This is a genomic window from Kitasatospora sp. LaBMicrA B282 (assembly GCF_050325825.1).
Classification (GTDB): domain Bacteria; phylum Actinomycetota; class Actinomycetes; order Streptomycetales; family Streptomycetaceae; genus Kitasatospora.
On record NZ_JBNQTI010000018.1, the window covers coordinates 1 to 17,084 of the forward strand.

The following is a 17,084-nucleotide window of genomic DNA, read 5'->3' on the forward strand; positions in this document are numbered from 1 at the left end:
AACCGCCTGAAGCAGTGGCGAGGCCTGGCCACCAGGTACGACAAGACCGCCGTGACCTACCAAGCCGCCGCTACCCTCGCCTCACTCCTCATGTGGGCCTGACCCTTTGACGACACCGCCTAGTAGCGTCCCGGGTAGCACCGCGGGCTGTCGCACGGGCCCGGGCCCTGCTGGCACGCCGGGACGGGGCCCGACGTGAGGTCGGGGCCCCAGACTCCGACGGTGCTGGCGGTCAGCAGCGCGTCCAGCGACGTCCTGCGCGACACGGAGCTCGACTTGACCTGCAGATCGATGCCATTGGACATGTGTGTATCTCCTTGAACCAGTGGTGCCGCGGTTGCGGCTGGTGGTGTCACACCGTGCGGTGTGACCCGCTGACGCAACGTTCGCAGTCGGCGTTCACATCGCCCGTAGATCCCGTGTAGATGACGGGGCGTAGGGTGATCAGCACTGATACGGGGGCAGGACACCGGGGGTGCTCGTGGAATTCAAGCTGTTGGGTGCGTTCGAAGTCGTGGGGGACGACGGGCCGCTGGAAGTGCGCGGGGTGAAGATTCGCACGTTGCTCGCCGCACTGCTGCTGGATGCCAACCAGCCGGTCTCCGCCGATCGGCTCACCGACCTGCTGTGGGGCGCGCAACCACCGGGGGCGGCCGCGTCGGCACTGGCCAACCTGGTGTTCCGGCTGCGCCGGGCGCTCGGGCCGGGCGAGGCCGGCCGGCTGAGGTCGGCGCCCGCCGGCTTCCTGCTGCGGGTCGAGGCCGGCGAGCTGGACCTCGACGTCTTCGAGGACTGGTGCACCGCGGGGCGGCAGGACGCGGCCGCCGGACGCTGGGCGGCGGCATCCGCCCGGTTCGCCCAGGCCCTGTCGCTGTGGCGCGGCGAGCCGCTGGCCGACGTCCCGGCCTGCGCCAGAGGATCCCTCGTCGCACAGCTCTCGGAGGCCCGGCTGCACGCGCTGGAGGCACGGCTGGAGGCCGACCTCCAGCTGGGCCGCCACGCGGAGCTCGTCGGCGAGTTGTACGGCCTGTCCGCTGAGCACCCGTTGCGCGAGACCCTCCAGGGCCAGTTGATGCTGGCGCTGTACCGCTCCGGCCGGCAGGCCGACGCGTTGGAGGCCTACCGGGCGCTGCACCGCACGCTGGCCGACGAGCTCGCCGTCGAACCCTGCGCGGCATCCCAGGCCCTGCACGCCCGGATCCTGCGTGTCGACCCGACCCTGCTCCTGACGGGCACACCGACGCAGCCCGCGCCCGTTGCCCCCGTTGCCCATGTCGCCCTCGCGGATGTCCCTCGGCAGTTGCCCCTCGACACCCGGGTCTTCACCGGGCGTTCCCAGGAGCTCGCGGAACTGCTCGCCCTGGCGGCCTCGGCACCCGGTGGGAACGAGGCCGGCATGGTGGTGATCTCCGCGATCGACGGCATGGCCGGGGTCGGCAAGAGCGCCCTGGCCGTGCGCACCGCACACCGCGTCAGTACGAGCTTTCCCGACGGCCAGCTCTTCGTCGACCTGCGCGGCAACACCGCCGGCCTCGAACCGGTCAGTGCCGACGCCGCACTGGCTTTCCTGCTGCGCTCCCTCGGCGTGCCGGCCGATAACATCCCCGACGACCTCGGCGAGCGTGCGGCGCTCTACCGTTCACGCATGGCCGGCACCCGCACGCTGATCGTCCTCGACAACGCCGCCGGCACCGCCCAGGTCCGCCCGCTTCTTCCCGGGACCCCCGGCTGCCTGGTCCTGGTCACCAGCCGAACCGTCCTGGCCGGACTGGACGACGCCCACCTGATCAACCTGGACGTCCTGCCCGACGACGCCGCGCTCGCCCTGCTCCAGAAGGTCGCCGGACCGGACCGCGTTCCGCCCGGCCACCCGGCCGTCGCCCAACTCGTCGCCCTGTGCGGCGGTCTGCCACTGGCGGTGCGCATCATCGGCGCCCGCCTGCGCCACCACCGAACGCTGCGGATCGAGGACCTCCTCGCCCAAATCCGGGAGGACACCGACCCCCTGTCCCATCTCCAGGACGAGGACCGCAACCTCCGCGCCCTGTTCGACGTCTCCTACGCCGCACTGTACGAGGACGAGCAGCGCATGTTCAGGCTGGTGGGACAGATCCCGGGGCCGGACCTGGACGCCTACGCCGCCGCGAACATGTTCGACACCAATCTGCGCCACGCCGAGCGCCTGTTGGAGTCCCTCCTGGACCGCAGCCTGCTCCTCCAGGCGGCTCCGGGCCGGTACCGGATGCACGACCTGACGCGCGCCTACGTCCGCACCCTGCCCGGTGTCGCGCCCGACACCGAGATCGGCCGCGCGCTGGAGCAACTGCTCGGCTACTACCTGCACACCGCGCGCCGCGCCGACCACCACCTCAGCCCCCTCCACCGCCCCGGCGCGTCACCGATCAGCGCTACCACCACCCTGCCGGCCGAGCCCGAGCTGGCCGGCCGAGCAGCAGCGCTGGCCTGGCTGCGCACGGAACAGGAGAACCTGCTGAGTGTTGTCCGGCACGCCCGCACCCACGACCGCCATGACGCCGCGAACGCACTCACCGGTGAGATGAGCGTCTACCTGCATTTCGAGGGCCGCTGGCAGGAGAGCGTCGACCTCCAGCACGCCGTCATCGCCACCCCACCGAAAGACCCGGGCGACACCATCGCCGGGGCGAACGCACTGCTGACCATCGGCCGGATCTGCCACTCGAGTGGGAGTCTCCAGGAAGCGGAGCAGCGGTTTCAGCACTCGCTGGAGATCTACGAACGGCTCGGTGAGCGACTCGGCGAGGCAACCGCCCTGTACGAGTTGGGCCGTCTTCAGGCCCTGCAAGGCAGCCTCGCCGGCGCGGCTGAGTTGAGTCGGCAGGCGCTGGCGCTCTTCCAGACGCTCGGTGATCTTGAAGGGCAGGCCAACACCCTGTGCGAACTGGGCACCACCGCCTTGATCAGCGGTGACTATCCCTCGGCTGGCACGCTCCTTCGCCAGGCCCTGGTCCTCCAGGAGAACCTCGACGACCCCGTCGGGCACACGAGCGTGCTCTTCCAGCTGGGCCGCACGAGCCATTCCACCGGAGACTCCGCCACCGCCGCCAACCTGCTGGAACGGGCCGCAGCCTCCTTCCGCGAACTCGGGCTGCACCAGAGGGAAGCCAGCGTACTCAGGGACCTGGGCACGGTCCTGCTGGAGACCGGGAAACACCAGGAGGCGGCCGCCCTTCAGGAACGCGCCCTGGTGGCCTACCGGAAGCTCGGCAACCGCCTCGGGGCAGCCAGTGCCACCTACACCCTGGGCAGGATCCGGTCGGAAGCCGGCGACCACGAAGCGGCCGCAGTGCTGCTGGAACAGGCATCGGCCGAACTCCGGAACATCGGCGCCCCGGTCGGCGAGGCCATGGCCATGCACGCGCTCGCCCGAGCCCGCCACGCACTCGGCGAGCACACCACCGCCTCCGCCCTTCTCCAGCGGTGTCTGGCCGCCTTCCGGTCCCAGAACAACGACGCCCTGCAGGCCGAGGCACTCAACAGCATCGGCGACCTGAACGCGGACACCACCGGTCCACAGTCCGCGCTACCCCAATACCTGGAAGCGCTGACCCTGGCACGCCGAATCAACCGGCCACGTGAGGAAGCGCGCGCGTTGGAAGGCGCCGCACGCTGCCACGAACGCCTCGGCGACACAGCCACCGCCCTCGACACACTGCGCCAGGCCCTCCTCATCCGCCAACGGATCAACTCCCCACAAACCGCTAGCGTCGCCGCCTGGCTCGCCCGGCTGGAGAACACACGCCGAGCCGCCCTCAGCTGACATGCCAGCTGTCAGGGGTAACTCGCCTACGGTTGCCGGGGCGAGTCCTCCGGGTCGCAGCCGCGATCCGCATCACCCAGGCCCACCAGGACGCCGGCTGCGGTGCGCGATCTCATGGGACGCCGCCGCCAGCTGCTCGAGGACCTCGTCGGTGCGGCGCTCCGGGAAGCAGCGCAGGCCCGGCTACGGCTGGGCAACGTCGCCGTGCAGCGGGTGGAGCAGACCCCGGCGGCCGCGATGGCCGATCCCGACGCCGTCAAGCAGGTGGCCGCCGGCCGGCTCCCGGCCGCACTCACCGTCCCGACAGCCCTGCCCGACCCGGGCGGGCTCGGGCCCCGGAACGTCGAGCGACGCCACGGTTCGGGGGGCCGACCGCTCGTGCTGCCGTCCCGCAGCCGGCCCGGTCGCGGCGTGTCAGCGGGCGGTGACGGCGGTGGCGGTGCCCGCCCAGACCGGTGGAGTGCGATGTCCCCAGGGGGCGGCCCGTTCGAGTTGGCCGGCGAGGCGGAAGAGGACGTCCTCGCGTCCGTGGCCCGCGGCGAACTGGATGCCGATGGGCAGGCCGGTGGTGGGGTCGGTCTCCAGGGGGACGGACATGGCGGGGGTGCCGGCGACGTTGAACGGGGCGGTGAAGGGCGAGCGGTGGAAGAGCTGCCCCGCCCAGCCGAGACCGTCGCCGTTCTCGGCACCGGCCGCGTATGTGCCCAGGGGAAGGGGCAGTTCGGGCAGGGTCGGGGTGAGCATCAGGTCGAAGTCGGTGAAGTAGCGGCCGATCGCGCGCGCCACGCTGTTGCGCATTGCCAGGGCCTGGACGAACTCGGTCCCGCTGACCTGCCGTCCGTAGGCGTAACTGGCCAGCGTCTCGGCTTCGAGTGTGGTGGCGTCCACCGGCCGCCCGAAGGCCGCCGCGAACCCGTCGATCCAGGTCACCAGATTGGTGGCCCAGAGACGGGCGTTGGCCAGGACGAACTCCTCCCAGTCGACGCCGAGGCCGACCTGGACCTCCTCCACCCGGTGGCCCAGGGACTCGGCGAGCCGTGCCGAGCGGAGCGCGGCGTCGAGGACGGTGCGCTCGAGGCCCCGTCCGCCCCAGGGCCGGCTGAGGAGACCGATCCGCAGGCGGCCCGGGGAGCGGGTGACCTCCTGCGCGTACGGCCGCGCGGGGCGTTGGGCGGCGTAAGGGTCACCGGTCTCGGGGCCGTGGACGAGGTCCAGCCATGCGGCGCTGTCGCGCACCGAACGGCTGAGGGCGCCGTGGACGGCGAGCCCGTTGAAGACCTCGTCCGTGTCCGGGCCCATCGAGATCCGGCCGCGGGTCGGCTTCAGCCCGAACAGACCGTTGGCGGCGGCAGGGACGCGGATGGAACCCGCCGCGTCGGTGGCGTGCGCGATCGGGACCATGCCCGCGGCGACGGCGGCTCCCGAGCCTCCGCTGGAGCCGCCGGGACTGCGGGCCGGATCCCAGGGGTTGCGGGTGGCGCCGTACAGCGTGCCCTCCGTGGTGGTGCTGTAGGCGAACTCGGGCGTGGCCGTGCGTCCGAGCGTCACCAGCCCGGCGCGACGAAAGCGCATCATGAGCAAGGAGTCGGCCCCGGCGACGTTCCCTGCGGCGAGACGGCTGCCGAGCTCCGTCCGCTTGCCGGACATCGTGACAGCGAGGTCCTTGATCAGGAATGGCACGCCGGCCAGGGGCGTGCTGCCCGGCGTCGGGGTGTCCTCCGCCGGCCAGGTCTCGACCACGGCGTTGAGCAGCGGATTGACCGCGTCGTACGCCAGCCGGGCGGTTGCGGCGAGTTCCGCGCTGGTCACCTGGCCCCGGGCGACCAGGTCGGCCAGGCCGACGCCGTCATGGGTCACGTATTCGGAGAGCTTCATGTGCGTCCTTCAGAAGGGTCGACACCGAACGGCGATACCGATCGGTACTGCATGAGACCGATCGGTATCGCCCAGGACTGACCGGTACCGTAGCATTGCCGTCAGGCGGCGCAACCACCCGCCGCAGCGACGAGGGGCCCGTACGGCGGACATGGACGCGGACATGGACAGAGTCAGCAGGCGCAGCAGGGTGGCCAAGCTGCCGCCCCGGGAGCGGATCCTCGACGCGGCCGAGGAACTCTTCTCCCGCGAGGGGATCAAGTCGGTGGGCGTCCAGGCGATCGCCGACCGGGCCGAGACCACCAAGATGGCGCTGTACCGCCACTTCGCGACCAAGGACGCGCTGGTCGAGGAGTGGCTCCGCATCGTCGCGGCCGACTACACCGCGGCCTTCGAACGGCTGGCGGACGCCCACCCGCAGGACCCCCGGGCGCAGATCCTCGGAATGGCCCGGTTCATCGCCGACGGACTTCCCCAGATCTCCCACCGGGGCTGCCCGTTCATCAACTCCCTCGCGGAACTGCCCGAGCGCACCCATCCGGCGCGCCGCCTGATCGAGGCCCACAAGGCCGCTCAGCTGCGCCGCCTCACCGACCTGTGCACCCGGGCCGGCCTGCCCGATCCGGACGAGGCGGCCGCGGAGATCACCTTCGTCCTCGAAGGAGCCCAGGTGAGCACTCAGAACGGAAGCGTCCCACACGCGGGCGAGCGCCTCATGCGGATCGTCGAGGCGATCCTGGACCGCAGTCCGGCTCCCTGACGAACGGCACACGCGCCCGGTGACGGTCATCTCGCCGCCGTCGACGCCAACGCCGCGGAACTGAAGGAGATCCGCTCGGCCTGCCCTCACCTTGACACCACTGCACGGCACGTCCGCGACCCCGCCGAGGTGCTCCACCAGCCCCGCAGGGACCAACTCCCGGGCTGGATGGGCCGCGTCCTTGCCGACGACCTCCCAGCCTTGCGCTTCCTACGCCAGCGCGTACTCCTCGCCCCATTGACCGTGCGACAGCGCACGGCCACAACACCCTTCAGATGTGAGCAGTGATGCCGGCGACAGGGTCGTGGGAGATCAGCGTCGGCATCCCCGGGTCATACCGGACAGTCTCGGCGGTCAGCAGGGCCCGTCGTCGACTGGCCGTCGCCACCTCGACCAGGAACCGCAGCACGGAGGCCACCCCCGCCCCGTCGAGGACGTCCTCGGGCCAGACGGAGAACTCGATCTCCTCCTCATCGCAGGGCACGGCGAAGAACCACACAGCGCCCAAGCGAGCCCGGAAGGAGAAACTCGTCCCTCGGCCCTCCGGCTCGTCTGCCCAGACGCGGAAGAGGTCCCCGAAGTCCGGACGCACGGGATCGAGCTTGGGGTAGGGGTGCTCCACCTCGGTCTCGTCGGCTACGACACGCAGGCGTTCGAGGACCGCGATCCACTCACCGCGGGTCGTGTCGAGGACCCGGATGTCCCTCAGACTGCGACATGGAAGACATCGCACATCCACGGCTCGGGCAGGCACCGAGCGCGGGTACCGTGCTCACCGACGTGGACGTCCTCGTGCGTCAACTCGACCCGCCACCTCGCGTTCACCGCTCCCATGGCACCAAGGTAGAACGTCGCTGCTGCAGGGAAGGACCTGCCCCGGCCGGTTCAGGGGCGGTGACCAGGTATCCCGGGTCCTACGTCATCACAAGATCCCCGACAGAGCTGAATGGTGTGGCCGTCCACGCGCCGCCTGCGACTGCCCTGAGGCCGCATTCGGCCTGCTGCGGATCGTCACCCACACCCTGGCGCACGGGCACTGCCCTGTACGAGATCTGCCACGAGTGCTTGAATCAGCGTCATCTGTGCTTGCCATGAGGGCAAGTCGTGAAGCACGGGGGATGATGATCATGCATGGTTGGGAAACCTGGTTCGTCAGGACCATCGCCGCTGCCGGACTCGCCGCAGTGGCGGTCGCCGGAGTGATCGCGGCAAACGCCGGTTACGGGCCTTGGCAGACCGAGGCGGGCCCGCACCCCTTCATCCACGTGGTGCACGTGAGCGCCGAGGTCAGCGCGGACAACGCCGCCGGAACCGTCTGGCCTGATCAGGCTGCAGGCTCGAGGTAGCAGTTGGGGCCCGGCAGTGCCGGGCCCCAACTGGCCGACTGCTCGGGTCCGACCGCAGCACCGCGGGGAGCCCCGCCGGTTGCCCTGCGGGCCTGCATCCGTCACGGGCCCTCATCACAGCGCGGCCGTGACCGCGCTTTTTCATGATCGTTGACCGGGTATGGACACTTCCCAGCGAGCCCGGGAACGTCGTGGCTCATTCGCCGCACCGACGGTACAGCGCGGATCGCGGCTGGGCCTGGCAGCCGTTGCCCTGGCCGGCGCCCTGGCCCTCGCGACGGTCACCCCTGCGACGGCCGCCCCCGAGCAGACCCGGTCAGGCTGCGGCTGGAACGAGCCGCGACGGCGAGCGCGCCTACTACGAGCACTGCGCCACCAACACCGACGTGTGGATTCAGGTCACGCGGTTTCCCCGGTCCGACTACCACCGCTGCGTCGGCCCCGGGCGCACCAACCTCGACCTGGATGCCACCGGTGCCTGGTACGACAGCACCTACCAAGGCGGACTGTGCTCCCACCCCGGTGACACCGGGCCCTGACCTGGCCACCGCCCGGTGTCACCACCCGCGTCGCGGGGCCCGCAGTTGCGGGCGCGGGTATCCGGCGAGCGCCGCGACCACCGCGTCCAGCAACTCCCCGCGGCCCGCCCCGGCTGCGGCTGCGGGCCCCGGGCGGTGCGCACCGCCCGGTCGGGCCCGCCCACCTGAGGACTGCGGCGGCCCTTGGGCATCAACAAGCGCCCACCGCCCGATAGCCATCGGCGGAACTTGTGCGGTGCAGCAACTGCAGCAACTAGGGTGTGGCGCATGAGCCAGACTCCCGTCGAGCCCGTCGATCCCGTCGCGCACAACCGCCTCGCCTGGGACCGCCAGGTGGAGGAGGGCAACGAGTGGTCGCGCCCGGTCGGCCCCGAGGTGATCGCGAAGGCGCGGGCCGGCCAGTGGTCCATCGTCCTGATCGGGTACGAGCCGGTCGACCCGACCTGGTTCCCGCCGGACATCGCCGGTCGTGACGTGCTCTGCCTCGCCTCCGGCGGCGGGCAGCAGGCTCCGGTGCTGGCCGCGGCGGGCGCGCGGGTGACCGTCTTCGACAACTCGCCCCGTCAGCTGGAGCAGGACGAGATGGTCGCGGCGCGCGAAGGGCTCGACCTGCGCACCGTGCTCGGCGACGCGCGCGACCTGAGCGCGTTCCCGGACGCCTCGTTCGACCTGGTCGTCCACCCGGTCTCCAACCTGTTCATCCCGGAGCTGGGGTCGGTGTGGCGCGAGTGCCACCGCGTGCTGCGCCCCGGCGGGACGCTGCTGTCCGGCTTCCTCAACCCGGACGTCTACCTCTTCGACGCCGAGCCCCTGGAGGCACGCGGCGAGTTGGTGGTGCGCCACCGCCTGCCCTACAGCGACCTCACCCACCTGGAACCCGCCGAGCGGGAACGGCTGTGGGGCCTCGACGCGCCGGTGGAGTACAGCCACACGCTCACCGACCAGCTCGGCGGGCAGATCGCAGCGGGCTTCGCCATCACCGGCTTCGCCGAGGCGCCGCACCAGTCGGACGCCACCGCCGGCTGGCTCTCCGGCTACTTCGCCACGAGAGCGGTCAAGGCCGCCGACGCCCGTCACTGACCCCCACCGGCCGGGCCAGGTCAGCAGCGCGGCCGACGGGCGGTCAGGTCAGGTCAGGTCAGGTCAGGTCAGGTCAGGTCAGGTGGGCAACGACCTGCCGAGACACAATCGGTGACGCTGAGTATCTCGTCGGCCTCGCGCGGGCCGATGGCTGCTACCGGAGACCAACGGTCCGGCGGACCGTATCGAGCCCGACCAGCTCGATCCGGGGGGTGTGGTCGGGGTCCCGGTTCAGGAGGACTCTGGTCTCGGGCAGCAGTCCGGCGGTGACCACGTAGGTGCCGTCCGGGAGGACGCGCAGAGGCATGATCCGCGGCCCGAGCTGGAGGTCGAGGTGGTCGCCCTGCGGGGTGAGCCGGTAGCCGCCCTCGTAGAAGCCCAGGAACGGCTCAGTGAGCGTCGGGTTGACGGGTCGGGTCCGGCGGCCCAGGGCGCGAAGCGCGTCCAGCGCAGCCACGTACTGGGTGTGGACCTTGGCCGCGACGCCCTTGTTGAGGCCGAAGCGTTCGCCCAGCAGCAGGTTGAGAACGTAGAGGTAGAAGAAGACGCCGGTCGGGGTCGGGTTCATCGCGTTGAGTACGACCAGCCCCAGGTCGTGTTCGGGCAGGAAGCCGATGAACGAGGTGAAGCCGTCGATGCCGCCGTTGTGCCAGATGAGCGAGGTCCCGCCGCAGTACTGGTTGTGGATCCAGCCCATGGCGTATCCGGACGCTGTGACGTCGGGATCGAGCTCGGGCGAGACGGGGATCGGGATGTGCGGCTTCCAGCACTCGGCGAGGTTCTGCACCGACACCACCCGGTGGCCGGTGACGGAGAGGCCTTGGCGCAGCTGCATGCGGACGTAGGCGGCCATGTCGTCGAGTGAAGCGAGGGTGCCGCCTGCGGGGGCGTAGCTGCCGACGGGTCCGTAGGCGAGTTGGGTGTTGGCTCCGGTCAGGTCGGGTCCGTAGCCGGTCATGAAGTCGGCGACGAGTCCGCGTGGGTCGTCGGCGATCACGGCTCCGGTCATGCCGGCCGGCCCGTACAGCCGCTGCCGCAGGTCGTCGGCGAACAGGCCGGTGAGGTTGTCGCCGGACATGCCGGAGTGGAGCAGCGGCAGGTAGCCGCCGGCGGAGAACACGGTGTTGTTGTAGATGAAGGTGGTGTTCGGCGGGGCCTTCACCGGGAGGTTGACGAGGGACTGGAGCAGTTGGGGGGCGGTCGGGTCGCCCTCGTGCAGGCCGGACAGGGCCGGCGGTTCGTCGATCCCGCTGGCCATGCCGAGCAGGTCGCGGACTTTCAGGGTGTGGGTCAGCTCGTCGGTCGGGGCGCGGAAGCCCGGCCAGGCGTCGATCACCCGCTGGTCCCACGCCAGCCTGCCCTGGTCGACGTAGGTCGCGACGAGCAGCGAGGACATCGACTTCGTGGTCGAGGCGACCAGGAACCGCGTCGAGGGCGTGACCGGTACACCGCCGGCGAGGTTGCGGACACCGAGCGGCAAGGTCAGCAGAACGCGGTCGCTGCTCACCACGGCCACCGCCGCGCCGACCAGGCCCATCGCCTCGAACTCCGCGCGCACCTGGCCGGCGAACGCCTTCCATCCGTCGGCCGTGCCCGCTGCGAGTGCCGAGGACGACCTGGTGCTCAGGCCTGCAGCGAGCCCCCCGGCTGCCAGCCCCCGCAGCACCGTCCGGCGCGTCGGGCCGTTCGAGGTGACTGCAGCCGCGTGGGGATCCATCGCTGTCCTTCTGTGCTGCGGGAGGTCTTGCAGCTGGGGCTCGTGTGCAGGCCGGACTCACCGCCCCACGGGTGGAATGGGCCTCGAGCCCGCGGCCCAGTCGGGCCACGGGCTCTTTCGGCCACTGTGGAACACGCAGCCCGAGCCACAGCATCCACTCGGCCTGACACGCCGTCGGTTCACACCAGCGGCCCCTGGCCCGACCTTCGGCACCACCACTGACAGAGCGCACGGCCCTGCCCAGCGACTCCACCACTACTTCATTGCCAAAAACGACGAAGTAGGCGCCGGCCCCGCTCTGAAGCCGGAGGTGGTCGCCACTGACAACGCCTTGCTCGGAGAGCGCTGCAGGGCGGAGTGCGGCCCGCGTCTGCCTCGCATCTGCGAGATCCGTACGGCAACCGGGTGAACCCGGCAGATCACTACCGAGCAGATAAGAGAACAGTAAGTAGGCTACCCATACAAAATCGCCATCCGTTGATGCCAGCCGACTCCAGTCTCGGCACGCCCCGGTGAGGAAGTTAGATGCGGTTCCCTAGCACAGTCATGCCGAAAACGCGGCGCCTCTCTTTCCGCAAGGCCCTGACCGTGGGGGCGGCAGCTCTCTGCCTTGCTCCGATGCTTGGGGCTCCCGCCGCTGCAGCATCTGTAGGTGATCGTGGCGTCGATCTGAATCTCGGATATGGGGACATCAGGGCCTACGCTGACAATCCGGGTGGGGACTGGTTTTCGGACCGATGCCTGTATCACGGGTACGACAAATCAGATAGTGCCGTCGTCAATACCGTCATGACGTGTGGTGGGTCCGACACCTGGCGAGGCAACAACAAGCGGTGGCTCGTCACGAAGTACGGACAGATCGTCGCGGACCCGGACCAGTACTCCGACACTCCGCTGTGCCTGGATGCGGCGACGTTGGGTGGCTTTTGGTCATCGGTCAACGGCGTCGGTAATCTCCCTTGTAGCAACACCAGCCAGCAGGAGTGGGACCTCTCCGGAACTCGGATCAAAAGCCTTTCCGGGTCCCGGAGAGACGAATGCCTGAGGGCGCAGGACGATCTCAGTGACGGCTGGTGGAAGTACTGGGGATTCTCCACCATTGCCGTGGGGACCCAGAAGTGCGACGCCAATGACAAGCGGCAAACCTGGAAAACCCCGCGCCCGGTCGGCGCTGAAGACCAGCCGAGAGTCTGCTGGTACATTCAGGACACCAACCCTGACACCAGTCCCCTGTCATGTTTCCTGTGGGCCTCGCAGCAATTCCGGGAGCGCACCGGCCAGGACTACATCTACAAGAGCCTCACCAGCGGGGACAGCAAGACCGAGCCTCGCATCGAGCTGCGCAAGAGAGATGCCACCGAAGCGGACGTGACGCTGATCATCAGCGTTCAGGAGTTCGGGTCCGCCGCCGCACACATCCGCATCGCCACCGAAGCCAACCCGGACACCGCGATCCTGACCCTCGACCGCTCCAGTGCCGATGCTCGTACACGCCGCCAGCAGACCACCGCGCGGATTCGACAGTTCCGACGCGACAACCGCGTGCCCCCGCTGCATGACGTGGACGAGTGGCCCATGGCCATGTTCGCGGAAGGCGGCGAATCTCCTGTTCTCAGCCTGAGGGAGATCGATCGGGAGAGCAACCGCTCGCTCGGTGCTGCCATCTCCAACGCCCTGTCAGGCAACAACCCCGCAGCTACGGGATGGCCCAACGGAGCGCGCGTACGGTTCGTCGTGGTGGATACCAATCAGCAGGCAGATGACCTGAACCGTTCACTTCAGGCGCGGAACACTCAGGCCAACCAAAACGCTGCCGTCGCGACATTGACGCGTGTTGCCGGCCAGCAGGCTGTGCCAGAGGACCGAAGCTACCTGACCACACTCTTTCAAGGCGTGAACCAACAGATTCGAGACGCAGGTGTGGGCCTCGCCGCCCTGGCGGCATTCTCTGTCTACTCGCCGAGGTGATCTCGTTCCAGCGTCACTGCGGACAGTGCGCACGACAGGCCGGCGCCGAAGGCACGTCGCACTGATCGCCGCCATCCTCGGGAGGCAGCGGCTGCCCGAGCGCACGCGCGGCGCGTGGCGTCGGGACTCTTGCGGATCAGGCGGGAGAGCTCAGCTCGGTGCAGCTGCCACCGGGCGGGTAACCGTGGAGGCAGCCGGGCTGTCGTAGCGACGCGATCCGACCACAGGCCCGGACGTCCCCGGTGCCGAGGGATGAGGCCGGGCGGGCCAGGGCGGCGGTGGAGCGGGCGAGGGCCGTACTGGAGCGAGCGCGGTTCGCAGGTGCCCCCATGCCGGGCGGGGCGTCGCAGGACCGGACGGCCGGGCTGGCCCGCACCGCGACAGGCCGAGCACGCTGCTTTCGCCGTCCGGCGGCACCTCGCCACACGTCCGCCCTGCAGGCTGGCTACGTCCGCGGCATCCGGCCGGCACCATCGCCTCGCCAACCCGGGCGGCCGCAGCTTCCTGGGGCGGGAGGTGCGCAACGTCGGCGTCTGGTTCATCGCGTGGGCTGCGGGAGTAGGCGGTGGAGCGTTGTCCCGGCGGCTCGCCTGCGGGGCCAGGCTCGGCTGACCGACCGGAGGCCGAAGTGATGCAGGTCACAGGATAGAAGTCGGACTCCCCCGCCTCTTCCTCCCGAGAGCCCGCACGGGGGCTCGCTCACGAGGAGGAAGAGCCATGGGGGACCGCCCGATGCCGCAGCAGGCCGGCGTCAGCCACCGGTACGTCAGCGCACGCGGCGTCAGTTTCCACGTCGCCGAGGCCGGTCCGGCCGAGGCTCCGCCGGTGCTGCTGCTGCACGGCTTCGCCCAGCACTGGTACGCCTGGCACAAGGTGCTGCCGCTGCTCGCCACCGACCACCGGGTGCTCTGCCTGGACCTGCGCGGCTGCGGCTGGTCCGAGGCGCCCCGGTCCGGCTACCGCAGCTCCGAGCTGGTGGCGGACGTGCTGGCCGTACTGGACGCACTGGAGCTGCGCGAACCGGTCCGGCTGATCGGTCACGAGTGCGGCGGCTGGCTCGGCTTCCTGCTCTGCCTGGCCGCCCCCGAGCGGGTGGCCGGCTACCTGGCGCTGAACACCTCGCACCCGTGGCGCCGGGCCGAGCGCAAACTGCCGCTGGACGCCTGGCGGTTCTGGTACACGGCGTTCTGGGAGTACCCGGGGATCGGCCGCCGGGTGCTGCGGCACTGGCCGGGCTTCACCCGCTTCGTGCTCCGGCACTGGACGGCCGATCCGTCCTGCTGGGAGCCCGAGGTGCTGGAGGAGTTCGTCCAGCGGGTCCGCACGCCCGCCCGGTCCCGGGCCGCCGAGCAGTGGCTCTGGCAGTTCGTGCTGCACGACATCCCTGCGCTGGCCAGCGGCCGGCACCGCGGGCAGCGGCTGGCCGTGCCGACCCTGATGCTCTGCGGCGACCGCGACCCGGTGACCCGCCCGACGCGGGAAGTCGAGGGGATCGACGTCCGGGTCGTGCCGGGCGGTCACCTGCTGCCCCAGGAGGCCCCGGAGGCGATCGCCGAGGCGGCGCGCGAGCTCTTCGGACGCGCTGGCAGAATGCCCGGGGTCCGGGTCGAGCGGGGGTGACGGCAGTCGTGGTGCAGGGTGAGCCGGGGATCGACCCCGCTCTCGTACGGGCCGCCCAGCGCGGGGACCCGCTGGCGCTGGCGGAGCTGATGGAGCGGCTGACCCCCTACGTGGGGCGGATCTGCGGCCCGATCGCCCGACAGGACGGGCCGGACGCGGCCCAGGAGGCGCTGATCGTGATCCTGCGCGGGCTGCGCCAGCTGCGCGAGCCGGCCGCCCTGCTCGGCTGGGCCCGGACCATCGCGGTGCGCGAGGCGGTCCGGGCCGTCCAACGGGCCGGGCGAACCGTCGCCGAGCCGCTCGCCGAGCTGCGCGCGGCCGGCGACCCGCAGCTGGCCGCCGACATCGAGGACACCCTGGCCCGCCTCACGCCCGAACACCGCGCGGTGCTGGTGCTGCGCGACGTGGTGGGGATGGACGAGAACACGGCCAGCTCGATGCTGTCCGTCCCGCTCGGCACCGTGCGGTCCCGACTGGCCCGGGCCCGGCAGAGCTTTCGGAAGGTGTGGGAGTCGTGACCGAGAACTGGATGGTCGCCGAGCTCGACCCCGTCCGCCGGCTACGGGTGCTGGCCGCCACCGTGCCGGGCGCGATGCGCTACCGGGAGATCGTGCTGCCGGCGCCGATGGACCGGGTCTGGGCAGTCGCCTCCGACCTGGAGGGCGAGCTGCCGAACCTGCTGCCCACCGTGCTGAGCTTCCGCTACACAGACGACGCCTCCGCCGACACCGAGCGGCGCACGGCCCACGCGGTCGGACGGTTCGGCCGGCGCGCCGACTTCGAGGTGGTCCTCCGGCCGGGCTGGTGCGTGATGCAGAGCCGGTTCGTGCTGGGCGCGATGGCCGCCGTCCCGGAGGGCGGGGGCACCCGGTTCGCCACCCTCGGCGGCCTGCGCGTCCCGGGTGCCCGGCTGCTGCGCCCGCTCACCGGTCTGCTCGGCGCCACCGGCCTGCGCCGGCTCGCCGAACACCCGGGCCTGCGGGAGTGATCAGGCGGCGGTACGAGGGGAGACCCGGGCGCAGTGGGGTGCGCAGTCGGAAGCGGTGGCAGCGGCAGCGGCTCAGAGCTGTCCCTGTAGCAGAGATGCCCGACCAGGGACGGTGGGCCACAGCCTCAGGTCATGCGTCCGATGGCCGGGGTACCTGCGTGAGGGGTTCGCCATCGTGTCAGGAGCCCGAAACGGGCTGGCCGCTACTCGGCAGCCGTGATGTGGGTGGTGTCGACCCGGTGGGCCTTGCGCCCGGCCGGGCTGGCCAGGTTGGGGAGGGGCAGGGCCGGCCACGGGCGGCCCTGCGCGGCCGGGGGCGGGGGCGGGGGCGATCCGGTGTCGGCCGGCCCGCCGGGTAGGAGCAGCACTCGGGCGGCGCGGCACGGCCCTGCGCCGCCCACGGCCCGTGTCGGCGGATCGGGTTACGGTCCGCCTTGTGAACGCCCCCGCACCAATCCACGTGCACGGGGTGGCCGTTTTTCGCGAGCCCCGTCAACACCCGGGTCGGCATGACAGTTCACCGGCAGACTGGGGCCATGACCTCCTCCTCGGCGAACCCGGTCCCCGACCCCGTGCCCCACACCCGACCAGAGACCGGAAGCAGCCTCGCGGACACCTTGTGTCGCACCGCCGCCCAGCTCGACCTCTCCCTCCCCATGCCGGAGGACAAGGGGGAGCGTAGTGCGGAGTTCAGCAACGACGACCGGCGCGTGGTCGTACTCGTCCTGCGCGAGGAGCGCGGCTACTGGGTGCGCTGCCACGGGCAAGGCGCTTGGCTCGCGACCGGAGTGGCCACCGAGCTGACCACGGTGGTCAGGGCGGCGACCGCCTGGATGGGCGGTGCAGGCCTCGAACAGACCCGGGAAGTCGCCCCGTTCATCCAGTACGGGGACTGGGCCGTCGCCCACGAGCGCGAGCCGCTCGACGCAGTCGAACTGGCTTGGTGTCACACGCTCGACTCCCTCCGCCTCTCGCCCTGGGACCGCAGCCCCCGCAACCTCGCGCTCCTGGAGGCGGCATACGCCCAGCCGGAACTGCGTCGGCTGACACCGGTCACCAGCCACTTCATGCTCTGGTTCTCCACACGCGCCCGGTTCCCGTATGTCCGGGTCGGGTATTCGATCGATCCACTCCCTGACGGGCGATGCGTCGTACGAGACAAGGGGGACGTCGTCGCACATACCGCGAGCCCCGAGGAAGCCGTCGCCCTCGTGGTGGCCGCCCTACCCAAGGACACCGGTCCAGCCCGCTGACCAGGGCGCACCGGGGGCCGACCATGGCTGCTGTCGCGCCCGAGTGCACTCGACGCCACCCGGAACCAAGCCGGCCGATTCCATCGGGAACTGCATCCAGATGGCACCCCACCGCTCCCTCAGCAACAACAGACCACCG

14 protein-coding genes and 1 pseudogene are annotated in these 17,084 nt (G+C 70.8%); 11 read left to right on the top strand and 4 right to left on the bottom strand.

Annotation, left to right across the window (positions count from 1 at the left end; genetic code table 11):
• Window positions 1-102 (top strand): annotated as a pseudogene (locus ACQRUO_RS08160) (IS5 family transposase); the annotation flags it as partial.
• A gap of 17 nt (window positions 103-119) precedes the next feature.
• Here the strand turns inward: ACQRUO_RS08160 and ACQRUO_RS08165 are convergent.
• Window positions 120-305 carry a hypothetical protein gene (locus ACQRUO_RS08165; RefSeq protein WP_428315068.1) on the bottom strand — a complete coding sequence of 62 codons (186 nt, stop codon included), beginning with the start codon at window positions 303-305 and terminating at the stop codon, window positions 120-122.
• A gap of 170 nt (window positions 306-475) precedes the next feature.
• Between ACQRUO_RS08165 and ACQRUO_RS08170 the strand changes: the two genes are divergently transcribed.
• Entirely contained in the window at window positions 476-3,799 is a 3,324-nt protein-coding gene (locus tag ACQRUO_RS08170) for an AfsR/SARP family transcriptional regulator (RefSeq protein ID WP_428315069.1), read from the top strand.
• A gap of 414 nt (window positions 3,800-4,213) precedes the next feature.
• Here ACQRUO_RS08170 and ACQRUO_RS08175 read toward each other — a convergent pair whose 3' ends face one another.
• Window positions 4,214-5,674 carry an amidase gene (locus ACQRUO_RS08175; protein WP_428315070.1) on the bottom strand — a complete coding sequence of 487 codons (1,461 nt, stop codon included), beginning with the start codon at window positions 5,672-5,674 and terminating at the stop codon, window positions 4,214-4,216.
• Window positions 5,675-5,837: 163 nt separating this feature from the next.
• On the opposite strand from ACQRUO_RS08175, the gene ACQRUO_RS08180 reads away from it, so the two are divergent.
• Window positions 5,838-6,434: a TetR/AcrR family transcriptional regulator gene (locus tag ACQRUO_RS08180; RefSeq protein ID WP_428315071.1), complete on the top strand. Its 597-nt coding sequence runs from the start codon at window positions 5,838-5,840 to the stop codon at window positions 6,432-6,434.
• A gap of 271 nt (window positions 6,435-6,705) precedes the next feature.
• On the opposite strand, the gene ACQRUO_RS08185 is transcribed toward ACQRUO_RS08180, so the two are convergent.
• Complete coding sequence (locus ACQRUO_RS08185; protein WP_428315072.1) at window positions 6,706-7,188, bottom strand: hypothetical protein; 483 nt, start codon at window positions 7,186-7,188, stop codon at window positions 6,706-6,708.
• A gap of 364 nt (window positions 7,189-7,552) precedes the next feature.
• On the opposite strand from ACQRUO_RS08185, the gene ACQRUO_RS08190 reads away from it, so the two are divergent.
• The 3 genes from ACQRUO_RS08190 (at window position 7,553) to ACQRUO_RS08200 (ending at window position 9,399) form a co-directional block, all read left to right on the top strand.
• Window positions 7,553-7,780, top strand: a complete 228-nt coding sequence (locus ACQRUO_RS08190; RefSeq protein WP_428315073.1) for a hypothetical protein — start codon at window positions 7,553-7,555, stop codon at window positions 7,778-7,780.
• 143 nt (window positions 7,781-7,923) lie between these two features.
• Complete coding sequence (locus ACQRUO_RS08195) at window positions 7,924-8,319, top strand: DUF6355 family natural product biosynthesis protein (RefSeq protein ID WP_428315074.1); 396 nt, start codon at window positions 7,924-7,926, stop codon at window positions 8,317-8,319.
• Window positions 8,320-8,586: 267 nt separating this feature from the next.
• A complete protein-coding gene (locus tag ACQRUO_RS08200; RefSeq protein WP_428315075.1) occupies window positions 8,587-9,399 on the top strand; it encodes a class I SAM-dependent methyltransferase in 813 nt (270 codons plus the stop codon).
• Window positions 9,400-9,553: 154 nt separating this feature from the next.
• Here ACQRUO_RS08200 and ACQRUO_RS08205 read toward each other — a convergent pair whose 3' ends face one another.
• On the bottom strand, window positions 9,554-11,116 hold the full coding sequence (locus ACQRUO_RS08205; RefSeq protein ID WP_428315076.1) for a serine hydrolase domain-containing protein: 1,563 nt from the start codon (window positions 11,114-11,116) through the stop codon (window positions 9,554-9,556).
• Between the two features lie 525 nt (window positions 11,117-11,641).
• On the opposite strand from ACQRUO_RS08205, the gene ACQRUO_RS08210 reads away from it, so the two are divergent.
• The 5 genes from ACQRUO_RS08210 (at window position 11,642) to ACQRUO_RS08230 (ending at window position 16,945) form a co-directional block, all read left to right on the top strand.
• Window positions 11,642-13,084, top strand: a complete 1,443-nt coding sequence (locus ACQRUO_RS08210) for a hypothetical protein (RefSeq protein WP_428315077.1) — start codon at window positions 11,642-11,644, stop codon at window positions 13,082-13,084.
• Window positions 13,085-13,801: 717 nt separating this feature from the next.
• Window positions 13,802-14,704: an alpha/beta fold hydrolase gene (locus tag ACQRUO_RS08215; protein WP_428315078.1), complete on the top strand. Its 903-nt coding sequence runs from the start codon at window positions 13,802-13,804 to the stop codon at window positions 14,702-14,704.
• Window positions 14,701-15,222 carry an RNA polymerase sigma factor gene (locus tag ACQRUO_RS08220; protein WP_428315079.1) on the top strand — a complete coding sequence of 174 codons (522 nt, stop codon included), beginning with the start codon at window positions 14,701-14,703 and terminating at the stop codon, window positions 15,220-15,222. Before ACQRUO_RS08215 ends, ACQRUO_RS08220 begins: the two co-directional genes overlap by 4 nt.
• The gene (locus ACQRUO_RS08225; protein WP_428315080.1) at window positions 15,219-15,692 is read left to right on the top strand and encodes an SRPBCC family protein; all 474 of its coding nucleotides are present in this window, start codon (window positions 15,219-15,221) and stop codon (window positions 15,690-15,692) included. Before ACQRUO_RS08220 ends, ACQRUO_RS08225 begins: the two co-directional genes overlap by 4 nt.
• A 536-nt stretch (window positions 15,693-16,228) precedes the next feature.
• A complete protein-coding gene (locus ACQRUO_RS08230) occupies window positions 16,229-16,945 on the top strand; it encodes a DUF6193 family natural product biosynthesis protein (protein WP_428315081.1) in 717 nt (238 codons plus the stop codon).
• The last annotated feature ends 139 nt before the right edge of the window (window positions 16,946-17,084 follow it).

What these genes read in the sequence shown, in the direction of transcription:
- ACQRUO_RS08230 (WP_428315081.1), top strand. Translation starts at nt 16,229, where the DNA reads ATGACCTCCTCCTCGGCGAACCCGGTCCCCGACCCCGTGCCCCACACC.
- ACQRUO_RS08180 (WP_428315071.1), top strand. Translation starts at nt 5,838, where the DNA reads ATGGACAGAGTCAGCAGGCGCAGCAGGGTGGCCAAGCTGCCGCCCCGG.
- ACQRUO_RS08165 (WP_428315068.1), bottom strand. Translation starts at nt 305, where the DNA reads ATGTCCAATGGCATCGATCTGCAGGTCAAGTCGAGCTCCGTGTCGCGC.
- ACQRUO_RS08215 (WP_428315078.1), top strand. Translation starts at nt 13,802, where the DNA reads ATGGGGGACCGCCCGATGCCGCAGCAGGCCGGCGTCAGCCACCGGTAC.
- ACQRUO_RS08175 (WP_428315070.1), bottom strand. Translation starts at nt 5,674, where the DNA reads ATGAAGCTCTCCGAATACGTGACCCATGACGGCGTCGGCCTGGCCGAC.
- ACQRUO_RS08195 (WP_428315074.1), top strand. Translation starts at nt 7,924, where the DNA reads ATGATCGTTGACCGGGTATGGACACTTCCCAGCGAGCCCGGGAACGTC.
- ACQRUO_RS08200 (WP_428315075.1), top strand. Translation starts at nt 8,587, where the DNA reads ATGAGCCAGACTCCCGTCGAGCCCGTCGATCCCGTCGCGCACAACCGC.
- ACQRUO_RS08205 (WP_428315076.1), bottom strand. Translation starts at nt 11,116, where the DNA reads ATGGATCCCCACGCGGCTGCAGTCACCTCGAACGGCCCGACGCGCCGG.
- ACQRUO_RS08210 (WP_428315077.1), top strand. Translation starts at nt 11,642, where the DNA reads ATGCGGTTCCCTAGCACAGTCATGCCGAAAACGCGGCGCCTCTCTTTC.
- ACQRUO_RS08190 (WP_428315073.1), top strand. Translation starts at nt 7,553, where the DNA reads ATGATGATCATGCATGGTTGGGAAACCTGGTTCGTCAGGACCATCGCC.